General features: G+C 72.5%; 16 protein-coding genes. 8 read left to right on the top strand and 8 right to left on the bottom strand.

The features are described 5' to 3' along the window. Window positions 1-40 precede the first annotated feature (40 nt). Window positions 41-1,006: a chaplin gene (locus JF597_RS24275; protein WP_293998468.1), complete on the top strand. Its 966-nt coding sequence runs from the start codon at window positions 41-43 to the stop codon at window positions 1,004-1,006. Between the two features lie 85 nt (window positions 1,007-1,091). On the opposite strand, the gene JF597_RS24280 is transcribed toward JF597_RS24275, so the two are convergent. Then, entirely contained in the window at window positions 1,092-1,280 is a 189-nt protein-coding gene (locus tag JF597_RS24280; RefSeq protein WP_046732800.1) for a DUF5703 family protein, read from the bottom strand. Between the two features lie 47 nt (window positions 1,281-1,327). Between JF597_RS24280 and JF597_RS24285 the strand changes: the two genes are divergently transcribed. Next, entirely contained in the window at window positions 1,328-2,038 is a 711-nt protein-coding gene (locus JF597_RS24285; protein ID WP_293998483.1) for a hypothetical protein, read from the top strand. Between the two features lie 49 nt (window positions 2,039-2,087). On the opposite strand, the gene JF597_RS24290 is transcribed toward JF597_RS24285, so the two are convergent. Both JF597_RS24290 and JF597_RS24295 read right to left on the bottom strand, forming a co-directional pair. After that, entirely contained in the window at window positions 2,088-4,280 is a 2,193-nt protein-coding gene (locus JF597_RS24290; RefSeq protein ID WP_293998522.1) for a helix-hairpin-helix domain-containing protein, read from the bottom strand. A gap of 131 nt (window positions 4,281-4,411) precedes the next feature. After that, entirely contained in the window at window positions 4,412-5,395 is a 984-nt protein-coding gene (locus JF597_RS24295; RefSeq protein ID WP_293998486.1) for an aldo/keto reductase, read from the bottom strand. Window positions 5,396-5,649: 254 nt separating this feature from the next. Here JF597_RS24295 and JF597_RS24300 point away from each other — a divergent pair, with 254 nt between their 5' ends. Both JF597_RS24300 and JF597_RS24305 read left to right on the top strand, forming a co-directional pair. Next, window positions 5,650-6,705 carry an LLM class F420-dependent oxidoreductase gene (locus JF597_RS24300; RefSeq protein WP_293998489.1) on the top strand — a complete coding sequence of 352 codons (1,056 nt, stop codon included), beginning with the start codon at window positions 5,650-5,652 and terminating at the stop codon, window positions 6,703-6,705. Between the two features lie 230 nt (window positions 6,706-6,935). Beyond that, complete coding sequence (locus tag JF597_RS24305) at window positions 6,936-7,724, top strand: ferritin-like domain-containing protein (RefSeq protein ID WP_293998492.1); 789 nt, start codon at window positions 6,936-6,938, stop codon at window positions 7,722-7,724. A 22-nt stretch (window positions 7,725-7,746) separates the two neighbouring features. Here JF597_RS24305 and corA read toward each other — a convergent pair whose 3' ends face one another. Next, window positions 7,747-8,751 (bottom strand): magnesium/cobalt transporter CorA, encoded by a 1,005-nt coding sequence (gene corA / locus JF597_RS24310; RefSeq protein WP_293998495.1) that lies wholly within the window; start codon window positions 8,749-8,751, stop codon window positions 7,747-7,749. Between the two features lie 62 nt (window positions 8,752-8,813). Here corA and JF597_RS24315 point away from each other — a divergent pair, with 62 nt between their 5' ends. From JF597_RS24315 to mshC, 4 genes are all read left to right on the top strand, one after another. Continuing rightward, on the top strand, window positions 8,814-9,500 hold the full coding sequence (locus tag JF597_RS24315; protein ID WP_293998498.1) for a histidine phosphatase family protein: 687 nt from the start codon (window positions 8,814-8,816) through the stop codon (window positions 9,498-9,500). Window positions 9,501-9,601: 101 nt separating this feature from the next. Further along, entirely contained in the window at window positions 9,602-10,192 is a 591-nt protein-coding gene (locus JF597_RS24320; protein ID WP_293998501.1) for a DUF3090 domain-containing protein, read from the top strand. Beyond that, on the top strand, window positions 10,156-10,971 hold the full coding sequence (locus JF597_RS24325) for an SCO1664 family protein (RefSeq protein ID WP_293998504.1): 816 nt from the start codon (window positions 10,156-10,158) through the stop codon (window positions 10,969-10,971). Before JF597_RS24320 ends, JF597_RS24325 begins: the two co-directional genes overlap by 37 nt. Window positions 10,972-11,062: 91 nt before the next feature. Then, window positions 11,063-12,292: a cysteine--1-D-myo-inosityl 2-amino-2-deoxy-alpha-D-glucopyranoside ligase gene (mshC, locus tag JF597_RS24330; protein ID WP_293998506.1), complete on the top strand. Its 1,230-nt coding sequence runs from the start codon at window positions 11,063-11,065 to the stop codon at window positions 12,290-12,292. Between the two features lie 164 nt (window positions 12,293-12,456). On the opposite strand, the gene JF597_RS24335 is transcribed toward mshC, so the two are convergent. From JF597_RS24335 to glpK, 4 genes are all read right to left on the bottom strand, one after another. Next, on the bottom strand, window positions 12,457-13,494 hold the full coding sequence (locus JF597_RS24335; protein WP_293998509.1) for a PAC2 family protein: 1,038 nt from the start codon (window positions 13,492-13,494) through the stop codon (window positions 12,457-12,459). A gap of 151 nt (window positions 13,495-13,645) precedes the next feature. Continuing rightward, window positions 13,646-14,317: a FadR/GntR family transcriptional regulator gene (locus tag JF597_RS24340; RefSeq protein ID WP_293998511.1), complete on the bottom strand. Its 672-nt coding sequence runs from the start codon at window positions 14,315-14,317 to the stop codon at window positions 13,646-13,648. Window positions 14,318-14,562: 245 nt separating this feature from the next. After that, complete coding sequence (locus JF597_RS24345) at window positions 14,563-16,179, bottom strand: glycerol-3-phosphate dehydrogenase/oxidase (RefSeq protein ID WP_293998513.1); 1,617 nt, start codon at window positions 16,177-16,179, stop codon at window positions 14,563-14,565. A 53-nt stretch (window positions 16,180-16,232) separates the two neighbouring features. Beyond that, window positions 16,233-17,684: glycerol kinase GlpK (gene glpK / locus JF597_RS24350; protein WP_293998516.1), on the bottom strand; the 1,452-nt coding region annotated here is incomplete at its 5' end.

Below are 17,684 nucleotides of genomic sequence, written 5' to 3' on the forward strand. Positions count from 1 at the left end.
AATGCTAGGTCAGGATCCAAGGCAGGGGGGAATTCATAAAATGCGACAGGGTACCCGCAAGGGCCTTATGACAGTGGCCGCGGCGACCGGCGTGATCGCCGCGGCAGGCGGTTATGCCCACGCCGACTCGGGAGCCGTCGGCTCCGCCGGCGACTCACCCGGCGTGCTCTCCGGCAACACCGTGCAAGCGCCAGTACACGTGCCGGTGAACGTCTGCGGCAACACCGTGAACGTCGTCGGCGCCCTCAACCCGTCGATGGGCAACAAGTGCGCCAACCGCGGCGCAGGGGGCGGCGCTTCGACGGGCTACGGCGACACCGGAGGCTACGGCGGCCACGGCGGCTCGCACGCCGGAGGACACACCGCGGGCTCGCCCGGTGTCGGTTCGGGCAACATCGTGCAGGCGCCGATCGACGTCCCGGTCAATGTCTGCGGCAACAGCGTCAACGTCATCGGTGTCGGCAACGCCGCGCTGGGCAACGAGTGCGCCAACGGCGGGGGTTCCGGCCACCCCGGGCACCCCGGCCACCCCGGAACTCCCGGACATCCAGGCGGCGGTCACCCCACGCAGCCGCCCGGACACGGTGGCCACGGGGGCCACCACTGCGGGCATGGCGGCCACGGCACGCTCCCTGGGCACGGAGGGCGCGGGAGCAACCCGCCCGGGAATCCGGGGAACCCCGGAACTCCGGGTCAGCCGGGACACCCGGGAACTCCGGGTCAGCCGGGGCACCCGGGAACTCCGGGTCAGCCGGGGCACCCGGGCACTCCGGGCCAGCACCCGGGAACGCCCCCCGCCCACTCCGGGGGCAACACCGTCCCGACGGGCGCCCACGGCTCCAGCGTCGTCAATCCGCTGGGCAGCGCCTCGGTGAGTGCCCCCGTCGCCGCCCCGCAGCTCGCGCACACCGGCAGTGACATGCCGCTGGGCCTCGCACTCCCGGCGGGCGCGGGCGCGCTGCTCGCGGGCGCGGTGCTCTACCGCAGGGCGCGCGCCGCTGCGTAGCGCACGGACGGTGACGCACCGGTGGCGGTGCGTGGAACGGAACGGGCCCCGTCGACGCGGGGCCCCTTCCGTCAGTCGGCCAGTCTCACCATGTGGCACGCACCTGGCGGATGATCCGCCGGCGCAACCGCACCCTGCGGCTGCCGTCGCGCATGAGGCTCAGTCGGTCCAACTCCCAGTGTCCGTACTCGGCATGGTCCGTCAGCAGACGTGTGGCCTCCTTGCGGGACACCCCGCGAGGTACGTACACGTCGACAAATTCGTATTCCGGCATCGCATCTATTGTGCGGGCTGGTGCCCGGTACGGATAGCGTCTGCACTATGTCTGATGCTGCGCAGCCCACCGCTGCCGAGGTACGCGCCGCCGCCGAGGCGGTCAAGACCGCGCTCGACCGCCATCTGGCCGCGGTCGAACGCAGGTCGGGGGAGGACGACCCGGCTGTCTACGAGGCGTTCAACCAGCTGGCCGCTGCCGCCGAGGTCTACGACGAGCTCCTGTACGACCGCTACGACGAGGTCACACCCTTCGAGATCCCCGGTACGGACGACTCGCTGCCGCCGTACGCGGGCCCCGAGGAACCGAACGCGATCAGCGTGCTGATCCGCCGCGACTACGCCGTGGCGGAACCACAGCGGCTGCTGGCCCAGGCCCAGCGGGTCGAGGCGGTGGAGTACGACGACGGCCCCGGCGCGGACGAGGACGCGGCCGGCACGATCCACGGGGCGCTGGGCGTCCTGTTCGGCGAGTTCGAACCGGACGAGATCGCCTCCCGGCACAAGGAGTTCGGCCTGGAGGAGGGTGACTCCACGCTCTGGGTGACCGCGGCCGACGAGCCGGCCGAGCCCGGCGAGTGGCTGGAGGCGCCCTTCGAGGGGGTCGACCCGCAGCGGGTGGTGTGCCGCTTCGACGTCAGCGCGGTCTTCGACGAGGAGGACGCGGAGGACGGCGAGGACACCGCGGAGACAGACGAACTGGACGACCTCGACCTGGACGAGGACGAGGATCTGGAACCGTTGGACGCCGAGCGCTGATCCGCCCCTCGGCGGCTCGGCCCGCGCCGAGCCGCCGGAGGCACACCGGTCAGTCCGCCGCGGGGACCTGTGTCTTCAGCAACAGCGGCAGGCGGGTCGTCCGCGGCTTCGGCAGGCTCTCGGCCACCGCCTTCGGCAGGGCCTGTTCCACACCGTGGACCACCGACAGGTGGCGCTCCGCCCGGCTGAACGCCGTGTACACCCAGGGGCGGCTGAGGGACTGGACCGCGTCCCCGGGCAGCACCACGACCGCCGCCGGCCAGCGGCCGCCCACCGCCTGGTGGGCGGTCAGGGCCCAGCCGTGGCGGACGGACTGCTCCACCCGCTCCTTCGGCACGACCACGGGCACGCCCGCGCACGACAGGTGCAGCCCGTCGGCGTCGGCCGTCACCACCTGGCCCGGCACGGTACGGCCCGGCGCGGGGGAGTAGGCGATCCGGTCACCGGGGTCGAAGCCGCCGAAGCGGCCGGGGCCCGGATTGAGCCGTTCCTTGAGGGCGGTGTTGAGGGCGCGGGTGCCGGCCGCTCCGCCGTGCCCCGGAGTGATCACCACGGTCTGCTCGGCGGGAACGCCGATCGCGCGCGGGACGGAGTCGGCGACCAGCTGCACCGTACGGTGCACGGCCTCGCCCGCGTCCCGCACCGGCACGATCACGACCTCCTTGCCGGGCGCCTCGACCTGGGCGAGCTCGCCGACGCCGATCCCGGAGACCAACTCGCCGAGCGGGCCGGGGTCGGGCGTGCGGGAGGCGATCTGCGGGCACACGCGGGCCGCCAGCAGGTCGGCGAAGACCCGCCCGGGGCCCGCGGACCACAACGCCGCCGGATCCCCGCTCAGCACCAGCCGGGCGCCGTCGGGCAGCGCCTCCACGAGCATCGCCGCACCCTCCACGTCCAGCTGGGGCGCGTCCAGCACGATCAGCAGGTCCAGGGCCAGCGCGCCGTCCGCGTCCCGGCCGGGCCCCGCGGCCCCGGCGAGCAGGTCGGCGACGGTGCCCACGGCTTCCGCGCCGCCCGCGAGGCGCCGGCCGCCGTCAGGGGAGTGGGTCGCCGCGAAGGCACGCAGTCCGGCCGAGCGGGCGGCGCTGAGCAGGCCCGCGGGTTCGGCGCGGGCCGCCTCCCCGCCCGTGTGCAGCACCAGGCCGTGCCCGGCGAGCGCCCGCGCCAGCTCCGCGGCACCGCCGGAGGCCGCCGCCGCGGCCGCCTCCCAGGGCTCCGGGGCCTCCTTGGCCAGGGAGTTGACCAGCCGGGCCAGCCCGTCGGCGAGGCTCTCCTCGGCCAGCGCGTACCGCTCCAGGGCGACCAGGACCCGGACCGGCCGCTCCTCCTCGTCGTCCTCGGGCTCCGGGGCGCCCGGATCCAGGGCGTCCTGGAAGACCAGCGCCTCGCCCTCCGCGAGCGCGTCCTGCACGGCCGCCTCCGGGTCGGGCACCGCGCGCCGGGCCAGCGCGGCGGTGAGCGCCGGCATCTCCAGGGCGGTGTGCCCGGCCACGGCGGCCTGCTCGAGAAGCCAGCCGGTCACCGCCCGCCCGCGCCGCTCGTCGTCCGGACCGCATTCGGCGCCGAGCAGCGCCCGCGCGAACCCGTCGGCCTGGTCCGGCCGTACCCCGGTGACCCGGAGCAGCTGCCAGGGGTCCTCCCGCAGCAGCGCCGCCGCGCCCTCCCCGAGAGCGGCGGCGACCTGGGGCGCGAGGGACTCGGGCGCGCCCCCGTCGGACAGGACCCGGCGTACCTCCGCGACCGTCTGAGCGGCGGGCCCGGGGGCGGCCGGTGCGGGCTGGGGCCGGCGGACGGGCTCCGGGGCGGGGGCCGCCGGGCGCGGGGCCGCCTCCGGGACGGGGAACACGGTGGCCGCCGGTTTCCCGCCGCTCTCCACGGCCCGCACGGCCGCGAGCAGATCGGCGGCCTTGCCGCTGAGCTTGGCCCCGCTCTCGATCGGCGCCGGCTTCTCGGCCTTCCGCCGCTCGATCCGCTCCCGCTCGGCCCGCTGAGCGGCCAGCTCGGCCGCGGCCTCGGACTGCTGGGGGGTGTCCGCCGAGCCCTCGGTGGAGCCGGAGGAGGCCGCGCCCGCGACCCCGCTGTCTCCACCGACGCCGTCCGGGCCGGCCGCCGCGGCTCCGGCGCGCCCCGAATCCGCGGCCGTGACGGCCGCAGCGCCGTCCCCGACCGGGCCGTCCGCGGTGGCTTCGCCGTCGGCTCCGTCGCCGTCGGTCCTGTTGCCGTCACCGGCTCGGCTGTCCATGCCGGTGGTGCCTGCGACCGGCGAGTCGCTCGCTCCGGCCGGCCCGCCGGTGAGGTCTTGGGCCCCTGTCGGCCCCCCGGCCGTCCGGTCCTCGTCGGCCTCGGGCTCGGCGCCCAGCCCCGGCTCCGTGCTCACAGCGTGCTCCAGTCGTGATCGGGATAGCGGTGCACGGGCGCCGACACATCGTCGAGCGCCCGGCAGATCTCGTCAGGAAGCGTAAGGGCCTCCACTGACAACGCCCCGGCGAGCTGCTGCGCGTTGCGCGCGCCGACGATCGGCGCGGCCACGCCCGGCCGGTCCCGCACCCATGCGAGCGCCACCTGGAGCGGGGTGACCGCGAGTCCGTCCGCCGCCGTCTGCACCGCGTCCACGATGCGGGTCGCGGTGTCGTCGAGGTACGGCTCGACGAACGGCGCCAGATGCTCGGAGGCGCCGCGCGAGTCCGGGGGAGTGGAGTGCCGGTACTTCGCGGTCAGCACGCCCCGGCCCAGCGGGGAGGACGGCAGCAGGCCGATGCCCAGGTCGAGGGCGGCGGGCAGCACCTCGCGCTCGACGCCTCGCTGGAGCAGCGAGTACTCCAGCTGTGTGCTGGCCAGCCGGGTGCGGGTGCCCGGCGTCGCGAGCTGCCAGGTCGCGGCCTTCGCCAGCTGCCAGCCGCAGAAGTTGGAGACCCCGGCGTAGCGGGCGCGGCCGCTGCTCACCGCCAGGTCGAGCGCTTGCAGCGTCTCCTCCAGCGGGGTGTCCGGGTCGTAGGCGTGCACGTGCCAGACGTCGACGTGGTCGGTGCCGAGGCGGGCCAGGGAGGCGTCCAGCGCGGCGAGCAGGTGGCCGCGTGAGCCGTCGAAACGCCGGTCGGGGTCGGGGACGCTGCCCGCCTTCGTCGAGATGACCAGGTCCCTGCGTGGCACCAGCCCTTCCATGAGCTGCCCGAGCAGGTACTCGGCCTCGCCGTCGCCGTACACGTCCGCGGTGTCGACGAGGGTCCCGCCCGCCTCCCAGAACGCCTTCAGCATGTCCGCGGCGTCGTGCTCGTCGACGTCCCGGCCCCAGGTGAGGGTGCCGAGTCCGATTCTGGACACACGCAGGCCGGTACGGCCGAGATGCCTCTGCTCCATGCCCGCGAGATTACTGGCCAGAGCTGGTGCGTTGGGTTGCCTGTGGATAACCGGTTTCCCCAGCGCGGGGGGCTTCGAAGGTACGGGGCTCACCCGGCCAAGGGGCGCGGGGCCGTATCGATGTGCGGCTCCGCCGCATGGGCGCGACCAGCCCCCACGGCCCGCAGTTGGACCACGGCCGATCCGCCGCACAGAAATCCCCGCGCTAAGGTCTCTCGCGACAGCGACGTTACTGATCGGTAAGGGGAATGGCCATGCAGCTCGGGATCAACCTCGGCTACTGGGGCGCCGGGATGGACGGGGACAATCTGGCCGTGGCGCAGGAGGCCGAGCGGCTCGGGTACGCCGTGTGCTGGGCCGCCGAGGCCTACGGCTCCGACGCCGCCACCGTGCTCAGCTGGGTCGCCGCCCAGACCGAGCGCATCGACGTCGGCTCGGCCATCTTCCAGATCCCGGCCCGGCAGCCCGCCATGACCGCGATGACCGCCGCCACCCTCGACTCCCTGTCCGGCGGCCGTTTCCGGCTCGGCCTCGGCGTCTCCGGGCCGCAGGTCTCCGAGGGCTGGTACGGCGTCAAGTTCGACAAGCCGCTCTCCCGCACCCGCGAGTACGTGGAGATCGTACGGAAGGCGATGACCAGGGAACGGCTGTCGTACGAGGGCGAGCACTGGACGCTGCCGCTGCCGGGCGGCCCCGGCAAGCCGATCAAGCTGACCGTGCACCCGGAGCGCGAGCACATCCCGGTCTACATCGCCGCCATCGGCCCGAAGAACCTGGAGCAGACCGGCGAGATCGCCGACGGCGCGCTGCTGATCTTCCCCTCCGCCGAGCACCTGGAGGAGACGGCCGTGAAGTACCTGCGCGCGGGCCGGGAGAAGGCCGGCCGGACCCTCGACGGGTTCGACATCTGCCCGACACTGCCGCTCGCCGTCGGCGACGACAAGGACGTGGCCTCGCTCGCGGACACCTTCCGGCCCTACACCGCGCTGTACGTCGGCGGCATGGGCAGCCGCAAGCAGAACTTCTACAACCAGCTCGCCCAGCGCATGGGCTACGAGCGGGAGGCCGCCGAGATCCAGGACAAGTACCTGTCCGGGGACAGGGACGGGGCCGCGGCCGCCGTACCGCACGACCTGATCGACCAGACCACGCTGCTCGGTTCCGTGGACCGGATCGCCGACCGGATGAAGGCCTACGCGGCCGCCGGGGTCACCACGCTCTCGCTCGCGCCCGCCGGGTTCGCGCTGGAGGAGCGGCTCGCCTCGCTGCGGGCCGGCGCCGAGGCCCTGGAGCGCGCCGGGCTCGCGTGAGCCTCCGGCACGGGAGAGAGGTCCGCGGCCGTGGTGGGGGCTCGGGGGGTCTTCCCCGCCACGGCCGTCACCCGGAACAACGCGTCCGTGCCCGCGCGGTTACGCCCCCGGCGTGACCGCGCCGCCCCTCCTTTCGGCTGAGTCCGCCCGCGCACCTGTTGCAGCGACCCCGACGCGGCATTTGACTCGTTCTTTGCGGGTCTGGTGAGTCCTCCAGAGAGGTGCCCACGATGCTTTCGGCCAGGAGTCTGTTCCAGGAGATCCTCGACAACGACGAGTCCTTCCGGCTCTTCTGCTCCATCGCGGCCGGCGGGGAGTCCCAGGGCGGCTGGGAGAACGCACGGATCGCCGCACTGGTACCGCGGAGCGAACGCGACCTCGCCCCCAAGATCACCCGCCACGGCGCCGACGAGGACAAGCACGGGCGCATCTTCCACGCCCTGCTGCGCAAGCGCGGGCTGGCGCCCGTTCCGGTGCCGGCCGACACCGACTACACGATGATCCTGGAACGGCACGGCATCGGGCTCGCCCACGAACGGCTCCGGGCCGACCGGCCGCTCACGGTGCCGGACATCGTCAGCTACCTCGCCCACAGCCGGGTCACCGAGCAGCGCGCCTCCGAGCAGATGGAACTGCTGCGCCGGTACTTCGCCGACCATCCGGACGTGGGCCGCGCGGTGTCCATGATCTCCGGGGACGAGGACAACCACCTCGCCTACTGCCACGAGGAACTGCTGCGTCTCGCCGCCGCCGGGCACGGCCGCACCATCCAGCGCACGCTCCGCGTGTGCGCCCTCGCCGAGATCCGCGTCCACCGGGACGTCAGCCTCGCCGTCATGGCCCACATGGGCCGCATCCTCGGCTGGCCGAGGGCCAGGTCCGCGCTCCTGGCGTTCGGCATCCGCGCCGTCTACGCCTACGAACGCGCCGTCGGCTGGCGCCGCATGGTCTCGCTGCGGATGCCGGAGCGCAGGGACGCCCTGGGCGGCCCCGCGACCCCGGCCCCCGAGTTCGCCTGAGCCCGCCGGCCGCAGGCGGCCCTCACATCCACCCGCGGCGCTTGAACAGCCGGTACAGCGACAGCTCCAGCAGGACCATGAACAAGATCACCGCCGGGTAGGCCCAGAACCAGTGCAACTCGGGCATGTGGTCGAAGTTCATGCCGTAGATCCCCGCGATCAGCGTCGGTACCGCGGCCATGGCCGCCCACGCGGAGATCTTCCGCATGTCGTCGTTCTGCCGCACGCTCATCTGCGCGAGATGGGCGCTGAGGACGTCCGACACCAGCCGGTCCAGGCCCTCCACACTCTCGTTCACCCGCGTCAGGTGGTCGTTGACGTCACGGAAGAACGGCCGGGCCTCCGCGTGCACGAAGGGCACGGTCACGCCGCTGCCGTACGGGCCCACGCCGGCCAGCTTCGTCATGGGCAGCGCCAGCGGCACGGTCGCCCGGCGGAACTCCAGGATCTGCCGCTTGAAGGTGTAGATCCGCGACGCGGTGTGCCGGGAGCCGCCGCCGCTCGGCGAGAACACCTCGGTCTCCAGCTCCTCCAGGTCGTTCTGGAGCTCGGTGGCGACCGCCAGGTAGTTGTCGACGACCGCGTCGGAGATCGAGTGCAGCACCCCCGTCGGCCCGTGCTTGAGCATCTCGTGCTGCTCCTCCAGATGCCGCCGGATGTCGCCGAGCGGCGACGGCGTCCCATGGCGCACGGTGACCACGAAGGAGTCCCCGATGAAGATCATCAGCTCACCGGAGGTCACCGTGTCGCTCTTCGGCTCGTACGTCACCGGCTTCAGGACGACGAACAGCGAGTCGTCGTACACCTCCAGCTTGGGCCGCTGGTGAGCGGTCAGGGCGTCCTCGACGGCCAGCGGATGCAGCCCGAACTCGTCGGTGACCAGGTCGAACTCGCGCTCCGTCGGCTCGTACAGGCCGATCCACAGGAAACTGTCGCCACGCGCGCGTGCCTCCGCGAGGGCGTCGGAGAAGTCCTGCGGAGTCTCCGTCCGCTCCCCGTCCCGGTAGATGGCGCAATCGACGATCACGGAGCGTATTCTCCCGTCGCCCGGCCACCTGTGCACTTCGGGGTACGCCTACCCTGGGCCGCATGCCCACGCTGATCCTCGTAAGGCACGGACGGTCCACCGCCAACACCTCTGGCGTGCTCGCCGGCTGGACGCCGGGCGTCGCCCTCGACGAGCGGGGGGCCACCCAGGCCGCCGCGCTGCCCGGCCGGCTCGCCGGGCTGCCGATCTCCGAGCTCGTCACCAGCCCGCTGCAACGCTGCCAGGAGACGGTCCGCCCGCTCCTCGACGCCCGCCCCGAGCTCACCGCCCACACCGACGAGCGGATCGGGGAGGCCCACTACGGCGACTGGTCCGGCCGCAAGCTCGCCGAACTCAAGGACGAGCCGCTGATGGAGGTCGTCCAGGCCCACCCGTCGGCGGCCGCGTTCCCCGGCGGCGAGTCCATGCGGGCCATGCAGACCCGCGCCGCCGAGGCGGTCCGGGAGTGGAACGCGCGCGTGGAGCGCGACCACGGCCCGGACGCCGTCTATGTCATGTGTTCGCACGGTGACATCATCAAGTCCCTCGTCGCGGACGCGCTCGGCCTGCATCTCGACCTCTTCCAGCGGATCTCCGTCGAACCGTGTTCCATCACCGCGATCCGCTACACCCGCCTCAGGCCGTTTCTCGTTCGTCTCGGGGACACCGGGGATCTCGCCTCCCTTGCTCCTCGCGAGGAACCCCCCGGGGAAGACGCCCCGGTCGGTGGCGGCGCCGGCGCGCCGTGATCGTCAGCCGCAGTAGGGTGAAGCGATCCACGTAAGCGGCCCCCGGCCGCGTCGTCGCCCGCCCGAAACCCACGCACTCTCGATTCCCATGGAGACAGGACGTGTCCCGTCAGGTGTTCCTCTACGATCCGCCGGACCGTTTCGTCGCGGGCACGGTCGGAATGCCCGGACGCCGTACGTTCTTCCTCCAGGCCACCGCCGGCCCCCGGACGACCAGCGTGGCCCTGGAGAAGACCCAGGTCGCCGCACTCGCCGAACGCATGGACGAACTCCTCGACGAGGTCGTGCGCCGCAGCGGCGGCAACGCCGCCGTGCCCGCCGTCGCCCCCACCGAGATCGCCGACAGCGCCCCGCTGGACACCCCCATCGAGGAGGAGTTCCGCGTCGGGACCATGGCGCTCGCCTGGGACGGCGAGGAAGAGCGCATGATCGTCGAGGCACAGGCCCTCGTGGAGCTGGAGGCCGACTCCGAGGAGGACCTCGCCGAGGCCGAGGAGCGGCTCCTCCAGGACGAGGAGAACGGGCCCCCGATGCTGCGGGTCCGGCTGACCGGCGCGCAGGCCAGGGCCTTCGCCAAGCGCGCCCTGGACGTCGTCAACGCCGGGCGGCCGCCGTGCCCGCTGTGCAGCCTCCCGCTCGACCCGGAAGGACACGTATGTCCGCGCCAGAACGGATACCGCCGCGGAGCGTGACCGCCGCCGAGCTCCTCGCCCACGGTGAGCTGAAGGTACGCGGCCGCATCCGCGACGCCTCCAACGCGGCACTGTTCTGCACGGTCGCGCACGACGGCCAGGAGGCGTCCTGCGTCTACAAGCCGGTCGCCGGGGAGCGCCCGCTGTGGGACTTCCCCGACGGCACCCTCGCCCAGCGCGAGGTGGCCGCCTACGAGGTCGCCGCGGCCACCGGCTGGGACCTGGTCCCGCCCACCGTGCTGCGCGACGGACCCTACGGCGAGGGCATGGTCCAGCTGTGGATCGACGTCGACCCCGAGGGCGCCGAACTGCTCGCCCTGGTGGACGCGGAGGAGCCCGAGCCCGGCTGGAAGGCGATCGGGCTCGCCGACGTCGGCGACGACAGGACCGCGCTGCTGGTGCACGCCGACGACGAACGGCTGCGCCGGCTCGCCGTCCTCGACGCCGTCATCAACAACGCCGACCGCAAGGGCGGCCACCTGCTGCCCACCGCCGACGGCCGGCTCTACGGCATCGACCACGGCGTCACCTTCAACACCGAGAACAAGCTGCGCACCCTGCTGTGGGGCTGGGCGGGGGAGGACCTGACCGGCGAGGCGGTCGAGGTCCTCAAGGGTCTGCGCGAGGCCCTCGGAGGGCCGCTGGGAACCCGCCTGGCCGAGCTGATCACCGCCGCGGAACTCGACGCCACGCGCGCACGTGTCGAGACGTTGCTCACCACCGGCAAGCACCCCGAACCCGGCGGCGAGTGGCCGGCCATCCCCTGGCCGCCCGTATAGCGCCACCAGCACATTCCGGCCCCGAGATCAAGACTGTCTTCCCGGCGGTCCGGTTCGTATACCGAACTCGGGTCCGGTTACGCTCATGTACATGCATGCCTGGCCCGCTTCCGAGGTCCCCGCCCTGCCTGGTCAGGGCCGCGACCTGAGGATCCACGACACCGCGACCGGTGGTCTCGTCACCCTCGACCCCGGTCCCGTCGCCCGTATCTACGTCTGCGGCATCACGCCGTACGACGCGACCCACATGGGGCACGCGGCGACCTACAACGCGTTCGACCTGGTTCAGCGCGTGTGGCTCGACACCAAGCGGCAGGTGCACTACGTCCAGAACGTGACGGACGTCGACGACCCGCTCCTGGAGCGCGCGGAGCGCGACGGCGTCGACTGGGCCGCCCTCGCCGAGCAGGAGACGACCCTCTTCCGCGAGGACATGACCGCCCTCAGGATGCTGCCGCCGCAGCACTACATAGGCGCGGTCGAGGCCATACCCGGCATCGTGCCGCTCGTCGAACGCCTGCGCGACCTCGGTGCCGCCTACGAACTCGACGGCGACATCTACTTCTCCGTCGGGTCCGACCCGAACTTCGGCAAGGTCTCGGGCCTCGACGCGGCCGCGATGCGGCTGCTGTCCGCCGAGCGCGGCGGCGACCCGGACCGCCCCGGCAAGAAGAACCCGCTCGACCCGATGCTGTGGATGGCCGCCCGCGAGGGCGAACCGAGCTGGGACGGCGGCTCCCTGGGCCGAGGCCGTCCCGGCTGGCACATCGAGTGCGTGGCGATCGCCCTCGACCACCTCGGCATGACCTTCGACGTCCAGGGCGGCGGCTCCGACCTCGCCTTCCCGCACCACGAGATGGGCGCCTCGCACGCCCAGGTGCTCACCGGCGAGTTCCCGATGGCCAGGGCCTACGTCCACGCCGGCATGGTCGCCCTCGACGGCGAGAAGATGTCCAAGTCCAAGGGCAACCTGGTCTTCGTCTCCCGGCTCCGCCGGGACGGCGTCGACCCGGCCGCCATCCGCCTCGCCCTGCTCTCCCACCACTACCGGGCCGACTGGGAGTGGACCGACCAGGTCCTGGCCGACGCGGTAACGCGCCTGGACCGCTGGCGCGCGGCCGTCTCCCGCCCGGACGGCCCGCCGGCCGAAGCCCTGGTGGAGGAGATCCGCGAGGCCCTGAGCAACGACCTGGACGCCCCGGCCGCCCTGGCCGCGGTGGACCGCTGGGCGGCCCTCCAGCAGGCGGAGGGCGGCACGGACACGGGCGCGCCGGGCGTCGTATCACGCGCGGTGGACGCGCTGCTGGGCGTGGCCCTCTAGGAGACGCCGACATCCGCGCCCCGTCTTTTCAGGGGCGCTGGGGGTACCCCCGGCCGGAGGCTGAGGGAGGAACCGCGCGCTCAGCCCCCACCGGCCCGAAGCCGACCATCGACGACTGACACCTGACAGCAGGGGCGGTACGCACTACGCGTACCGCCCCTGTCTCAGTCCTCCGAGGTGTCCTCGTCGTCAGGCTCGGGTTCCCCGGTGTCGCCCGGCTCCTCGGGATTCCTGCCGTTTCCGGGCGTGTCGGCCCTCGGCGGCTTCGGCGGCCGGGCCTTGCCACCCGGGTTCCCGGGGTTGTCCCGCAGGTACGACGCACTGTCGCTGCCGTCCGCCGTGGCGTGGCCGCCCGGCGGGCTGACGTCCCTGCGCCGCAGATACCGCTCGAACTCACGGGCGATCGCCTCACCCGACGCCTCCGGCAGCTCCGCGGTGTCCCGGGCCTCCTCCAGCGTCTGCACGTACTCCGCGACCTCGCTGTCCTCCGCGGCCAGCTGGTCCACCCCGACCTGCCAGGCGCGCGCGTCCTCGGGCAGCTCGCCCAGCGGGATCCGCAGGTCGAGCAGGTCCTCCAAGCGGTTGAGCAGCGCCAGCGTGGCCTTCGGGTTGGGCGGCTGGGAGACGTAGTGCGGGACCGCGGCCCACAGCGAGACCGCCGGGACGCCCGCGTGCGTGCACGCCTCCTGGAGGACGCCGACGATGCCCGTCGGGCCTTCGTACTTGGTCTCCTCCAGGTCCATCCGCTGCGCCAGGTCCGCGTCCGAGGTGACCCCGCTGACCGGCACCGGACGCGTGTGCGGGGTGTCACCGAGCAGCGCACCCAGGACGACCACCAGCTCGACGCCGAGCTCGTGGGCGAAGCCCAGCAGCTCGTTGCAGAACGAGCGCCAGCGCATGGACGGCTCGATGCCTCTGACCAGCACCAGGTCCCGGGGCTTCTCGCCGCCGACCCGGACCACCGACAGCCGTGTCGTCGGCCAGGTGATCTTGCGCACGCCGCTGTCCATCCACACCGTGGGGCGGTTCACCTGGAAGTCGTAGTAGTCCTCGGCGTCGAGCGCCGCGAACACCTCGCCCTTCCACTCCCGCTCCAGATGCGCGACCGCGGTGGAGGCGGCGTCGCCGGCATCGTTCCAGCCTTCGAACGCGGCCACCATGACTGGGTCGATCAGCTCGGGAACCCCCTCCAGCTCGATCACCCAGTGCCTCCTTCCGACGTGCCCTCGCGTACGCCCCAACCTTACGGCGTGAGGCGGGGGCGCCCGCAGCCCCCTTGCACGGGGGAGTGAACGGATCACTGCCCCGTTCGCCGTCCTCGAACACCACCGGTTCAAGGAAGCGGTAAGCGCTTCACAGGCTGCTGCGCAGCCACTGCTCCACGCTCGCGATGTGCACGGTCGCCCAGGACCGGGCCGCCTCCGCGTCCCGGTCGCGCAGCGCGGCCAGGATCGCCCGGTGCTCCCGCAGGGTCCGGGCGACCGCGTCCTCCTGGGTCAGGCCGCGCCAGATCCGCGCCCTGGTGGTCGGCCCCGACAGCCCGTCAAGCAGCGAGCACAGCACCGAGTTCCCCGAGCTCTGCACGATGCCCCGGTGGAACTCCAGATCGCAGGCGACCAGCTCCTCCACCGACGGCTCGACGCCGAGCGCGTCCAACTGGGCGTCCAGCGCGTCCAGTTGCTGCTCGCTGATCCGGGAGGCGGCCATCGCGGTCGCGGCCGGCTCCAGGATCCGGCGCACCGCGAGGAACTCCAGGACCGTGTCGTCGCGGTGGAAGTCGACGACGAAGCTCATCGCCTCCAGGAGCAACTGCGGGTCCAGGCTGGTGACATACGTGCCGTCGCCCTGCCGGACGTCCAGGATCCGGATCAGCGACAGGGCCCGCACCGCCTCCCGCAACGAGTTGCGGGACAGGCCCAGTTCGGCGGCGAGCTCGCTCTCCTTGGGCAACCGTTCGCCGGGGCGCAGCGCACCGGAGACGATCATGTCCTTGATCTTCTCGATCGCCTCATCGGTGACTGCCATACCGGCCTCCCTGTCGCCCAGACATCCGATGTCTCAGTCACATTATGCGGCCTGGTCAGGCGTCCATGGGAAGCGGACGCGGGGGGCCGACGGGTATGCGGAAAGGGCGGCTCCCCAGGGGAAGAGGAGCCGCCCCCTCGCAGACCCGGCCCCGGTACGGCGGGGCCGGGGTCTCAGCGGGTGCCGGGCCGGTCAGGGTGGACCCGGCACACCGCCCGTCCAGCGTTGTCGCCCGCAGCCTGCGGCTACTTCTTGTCGAGCAGGTCCTGGACCTTGGCCCGGACGTCGTCCGTGGCCAGACCGCGGATGGTCAGGGTGGTACGGCGGCGCAGCACGTCGTCCGCGGTCTCGGCCCACTCGTGGTCGCGGGCCCAGACGACCTGCGCCCAGATCTCCGGGGCGTCCGGGTGGACGCGCTCGGCGAGCAGCGGGTCCTCGTTGGCGATGCGGGCGATGTCGAAGGCCAGCGAACCGTAGTGGGTGGCCAGGTGCTTCGCCGTGTCGGCGGCCATCCGCGGGCCCGGGGCCGGGTTGTCCACCAGCAGGCGGTGGGCGACCGCACGGGGGTTGGCGACGCCGGGCAGCGGCAGCTTCTTCGGCAGCGAGGCGATCGGCTCGAAGTCGTCGCCCAGCGGGTGGCCCGGCAGCGCCTCCAGCTTCTCCATCACGGTGCGGCCGATGTGCCGGAAGGTGGTCCACTTGCCGCCCGCGACGGACAGCATGCCGCCCCTGCCCTCGGTGACCACGGTCTCCCGCTTGGCCTTCGCGGTGTCGCCGGGGCCGCCCGGCAGTACCCGCAGACCGGCGAAGGCGTAGGTGATCAGGTCGCGCTCGAGCTGCTGGTCCCGGACGGAGAACGCGGCCTCGTCCAGGATCTGGGATATGTCCTTCTCGGTGACGGAGACGTCCGCCGGGTCGCCCTCGTACTCCTCGTCGGTGGTGCCGAGCAGCAGCATGTCCTCCCAGGGGAGGGCGAAGGTGATGCGGTACTTGTCGATGGGGGTGGCCAGCGCGGCCTTCCAGGGAGAGGTGCGCTTCAGGACCAGGTGGGCGCCCTTGGAGAGGCGGATGGACGGGGCCGCGTTCGGGTCCTCCATCCGGCGCAGGTGGTCGACCCACGGGCCGGTCGCGTTGAGCACCAGGCGGGCGTTGACGCCGAACTCCTCGCCGGAGACCGCGTCCTTCAGGTCGGCGCCGGTCACCCGGCCCCGGGTGAAGCGCAGCCCGGTGACCTGAGCGTGGTTGAGGACGACCGCGCCCGCCTCGACGGCCGCGCGGACCGTCATCAGCGCCATGCGCGCGTCGTTCATCTGGTCGTCGCCGTAGACCGCGACGGCCTTGAGGTTCTCGGTGCGCAACTCCGGCACGTCCCGCTGGGCCCTTGCGGGGGAGAGCAGGTGGCCGACGCCGTCACCGAACGCGGAGAGCGCGGAGTAGGCGAACACGCCCGCCCCGAGCTTCGCGGCGCCGTGCGGACCGCCCTTGTACACGGGGAGGTAGAACGTGAGCGGGTTCGCCAGGTGGGGGGCCACCTGGCGGGAGACCGCACGGCGCTCGAAGTGGTTCTCCGCCACCAGCTTCACCGCGCCGGTCTGCAGGTAGCGCAGACCGCCGTGGAGCAGCTTGGAGGAGGCGGAGGAGGTGGCGCCGGCGAAGTCGCCGGCGTCGACCAGTGCCACCCTGAGCCCGGACTGCGCGGCGTGCCAGGCGGTGGAGATGCCCAGGATGCCGCCGCCGATCACGAGAAGGTCGTACGACGCCTTGGCGAGCTGCTCCCTGGTCTCGGCGCGGCTCGGAAGCGAGCCGGAGGCCGGGTGCGTCCCCAGGGCAGGTACGGACTGCAGGGTGGACTGACTGGTCATGTCGGGTTCTTACTCCTCGTCAGAGCTCGATCGTGAGAGCGGTGCACGCTCTCTCAGCTCTCGTCGTCGATCCAGCCCATGGTCCGGTCGACGGCCTTGAGCCAGTTCTTGTACTCACGGTCGCGGGTCTCCGCGTCCATGCGGGGGGTCCATTCGGCGGCCCGGCGCCAGTTGGCGCGCAGTTCGTCGGTGCTGGACCAGAAGCCGACGGCGAGGCCGGCGGCGTAGGCGGCGCCGAGGCAGGTGGTCTCGGCGACCATCGGGCGCACCACGGGTGCGTCGAGGACGTCGGCGAGGGTCTGCATCAGCAGGTTGTTGGCGGTCATGCCGCCGTCGACCTTGAGGGCCACCAGCTCGTCGCCGGAGTCCTTCACCATGGCGTCCGCGATCTCGCGGGTCTGCCAGGCGGTGGCCTCCAGGACGGCGCGGGCCAGGTGCGCCTTGGTGACGTACCGGGTCAGGCCGGCGATGACACCACGAGCGTCGGAGCGCCAGTGCGGGGCGAACAGGCCGGAGAAGGCTGGCACGAAGTAGGCGCCGCCGTTGTCCTCGACCGAGAGCGCGAGCGTCTCGATCTCGGCCGCGGTGGAGATGAGGCCCATCTGGTCGCGCATCCACTGCACCAGCGAGCCGGTGACGGCGATCGAGCCCTCCAGCGCGTACTGGGTCGGCTGGTCGCCGATCTTGTAGCCGACCGTGGTCAGCAGGCCCGCGTAGGAGTTGATGATCTTGTCACCGGTGTTCATCACCATGAAGGTGCCGGTGCCGTAGGTCGACTTGACCTCGCCCTCGGAGAAGCAGCACTGGCCGAACAGGGCCGCCTGCTGGTCGCCGAGCGCGGAGGCGACCGGGATGCCGCCGAGCAGGTCGCCGAGGCTGCCGCCGGTGACCTCGCCGTAGACCTCGGCGGAGGAGCGGATCTCGGGAAGGATCTGCAGCGGCACGCCGATGGACTCGGCGATCTTGTCGTCCCACTGCATGGTGTGCAGGTTCATGAGCAGGGTGCGGGAGGCGTTGGTCACGTCGGTGACGTGCTTGCCGCCGTTGACACCGCCGGTCAGGTTCCAGATGACCCAGGTGTCCATGGTGCCGAAGAGGATGTCGCCCGCCTCGGCGCGCTCCTTGAGGCCGTCGACGTGGTCGAGCAGCCAGCGGGCCTTGGGGCCGGCGAAGTAGGAGGCCAGCGGCAGGCCGGTCTCACGGCGGAAACGATCCTGCCCGACATTGCGGCCGAGCTCCTTGCAGAGCGCGTCGGTGCGGGTGTCCTGCCAGACGATGGCGTTGTGGACGGGCTCACCGGTGTTCTTGTCCCACAGCAGCGTCGTCTCGCGCTGGTTGGTGATGCCGATGGCCTTGATGTCGTCGCGGGTGATGCCGGCCTTCGCGATGGCTCCGGCGACGACCTCCTCGACGTTCGTCCAGATCTCGATGGCGTTGTGCTCCACCCAGCCCGGCTTCGGGAAGATCTGCTCGTGCTCCTTCTGGTCGACGGAGACGATCCGGCC

Source organism: Streptomyces sp. (genome assembly GCF_019510245.1).
Classification (GTDB): domain Bacteria; phylum Actinomycetota; class Actinomycetes; order Streptomycetales; family Streptomycetaceae; genus Streptomyces.

What these genes read in the sequence shown, in the direction of transcription:
- JF597_RS24275 (WP_293998468.1), top strand. Translation starts at nt 41, where the DNA reads ATGCGACAGGGTACCCGCAAGGGCCTTATGACAGTGGCCGCGGCGACC.
- JF597_RS24280 (WP_046732800.1), bottom strand. Translation starts at nt 1,280, where the DNA reads ATGCCGGAATACGAATTTGTCGACGTGTACGTACCTCGCGGGGTGTCC.
- JF597_RS24285 (WP_293998483.1), top strand. Translation starts at nt 1,328, where the DNA reads ATGTCTGATGCTGCGCAGCCCACCGCTGCCGAGGTACGCGCCGCCGCC.
- JF597_RS24290 (WP_293998522.1), bottom strand. Translation starts at nt 4,280, where the DNA reads ATGGACAGCCGAGCCGGTGACGGCAACAGGACCGACGGCGACGGAGCC.
- JF597_RS24295 (WP_293998486.1), bottom strand. Translation starts at nt 5,395, where the DNA reads ATGGAGCAGAGGCATCTCGGCCGTACCGGCCTGCGTGTGTCCAGAATC.
- JF597_RS24300 (WP_293998489.1), top strand. Translation starts at nt 5,650, where the DNA reads ATGCAGCTCGGGATCAACCTCGGCTACTGGGGCGCCGGGATGGACGGG.
- JF597_RS24305 (WP_293998492.1), top strand. Translation starts at nt 6,936, where the DNA reads ATGCTTTCGGCCAGGAGTCTGTTCCAGGAGATCCTCGACAACGACGAG.
- JF597_RS24315 (WP_293998498.1), top strand. Translation starts at nt 8,814, where the DNA reads ATGCCCACGCTGATCCTCGTAAGGCACGGACGGTCCACCGCCAACACC.
- JF597_RS24325 (WP_293998504.1), top strand. Translation starts at nt 10,156, where the DNA reads ATGTCCGCGCCAGAACGGATACCGCCGCGGAGCGTGACCGCCGCCGAG.
- mshC (WP_293998506.1), top strand. Translation starts at nt 11,063, where the DNA reads ATGCATGCCTGGCCCGCTTCCGAGGTCCCCGCCCTGCCTGGTCAGGGC.
- JF597_RS24340 (WP_293998511.1), bottom strand. Translation starts at nt 14,317, where the DNA reads ATGGCAGTCACCGATGAGGCGATCGAGAAGATCAAGGACATGATCGTC.
- JF597_RS24345 (WP_293998513.1), bottom strand. Translation starts at nt 16,179, where the DNA reads ATGACCAGTCAGTCCACCCTGCAGTCCGTACCTGCCCTGGGGACGCAC.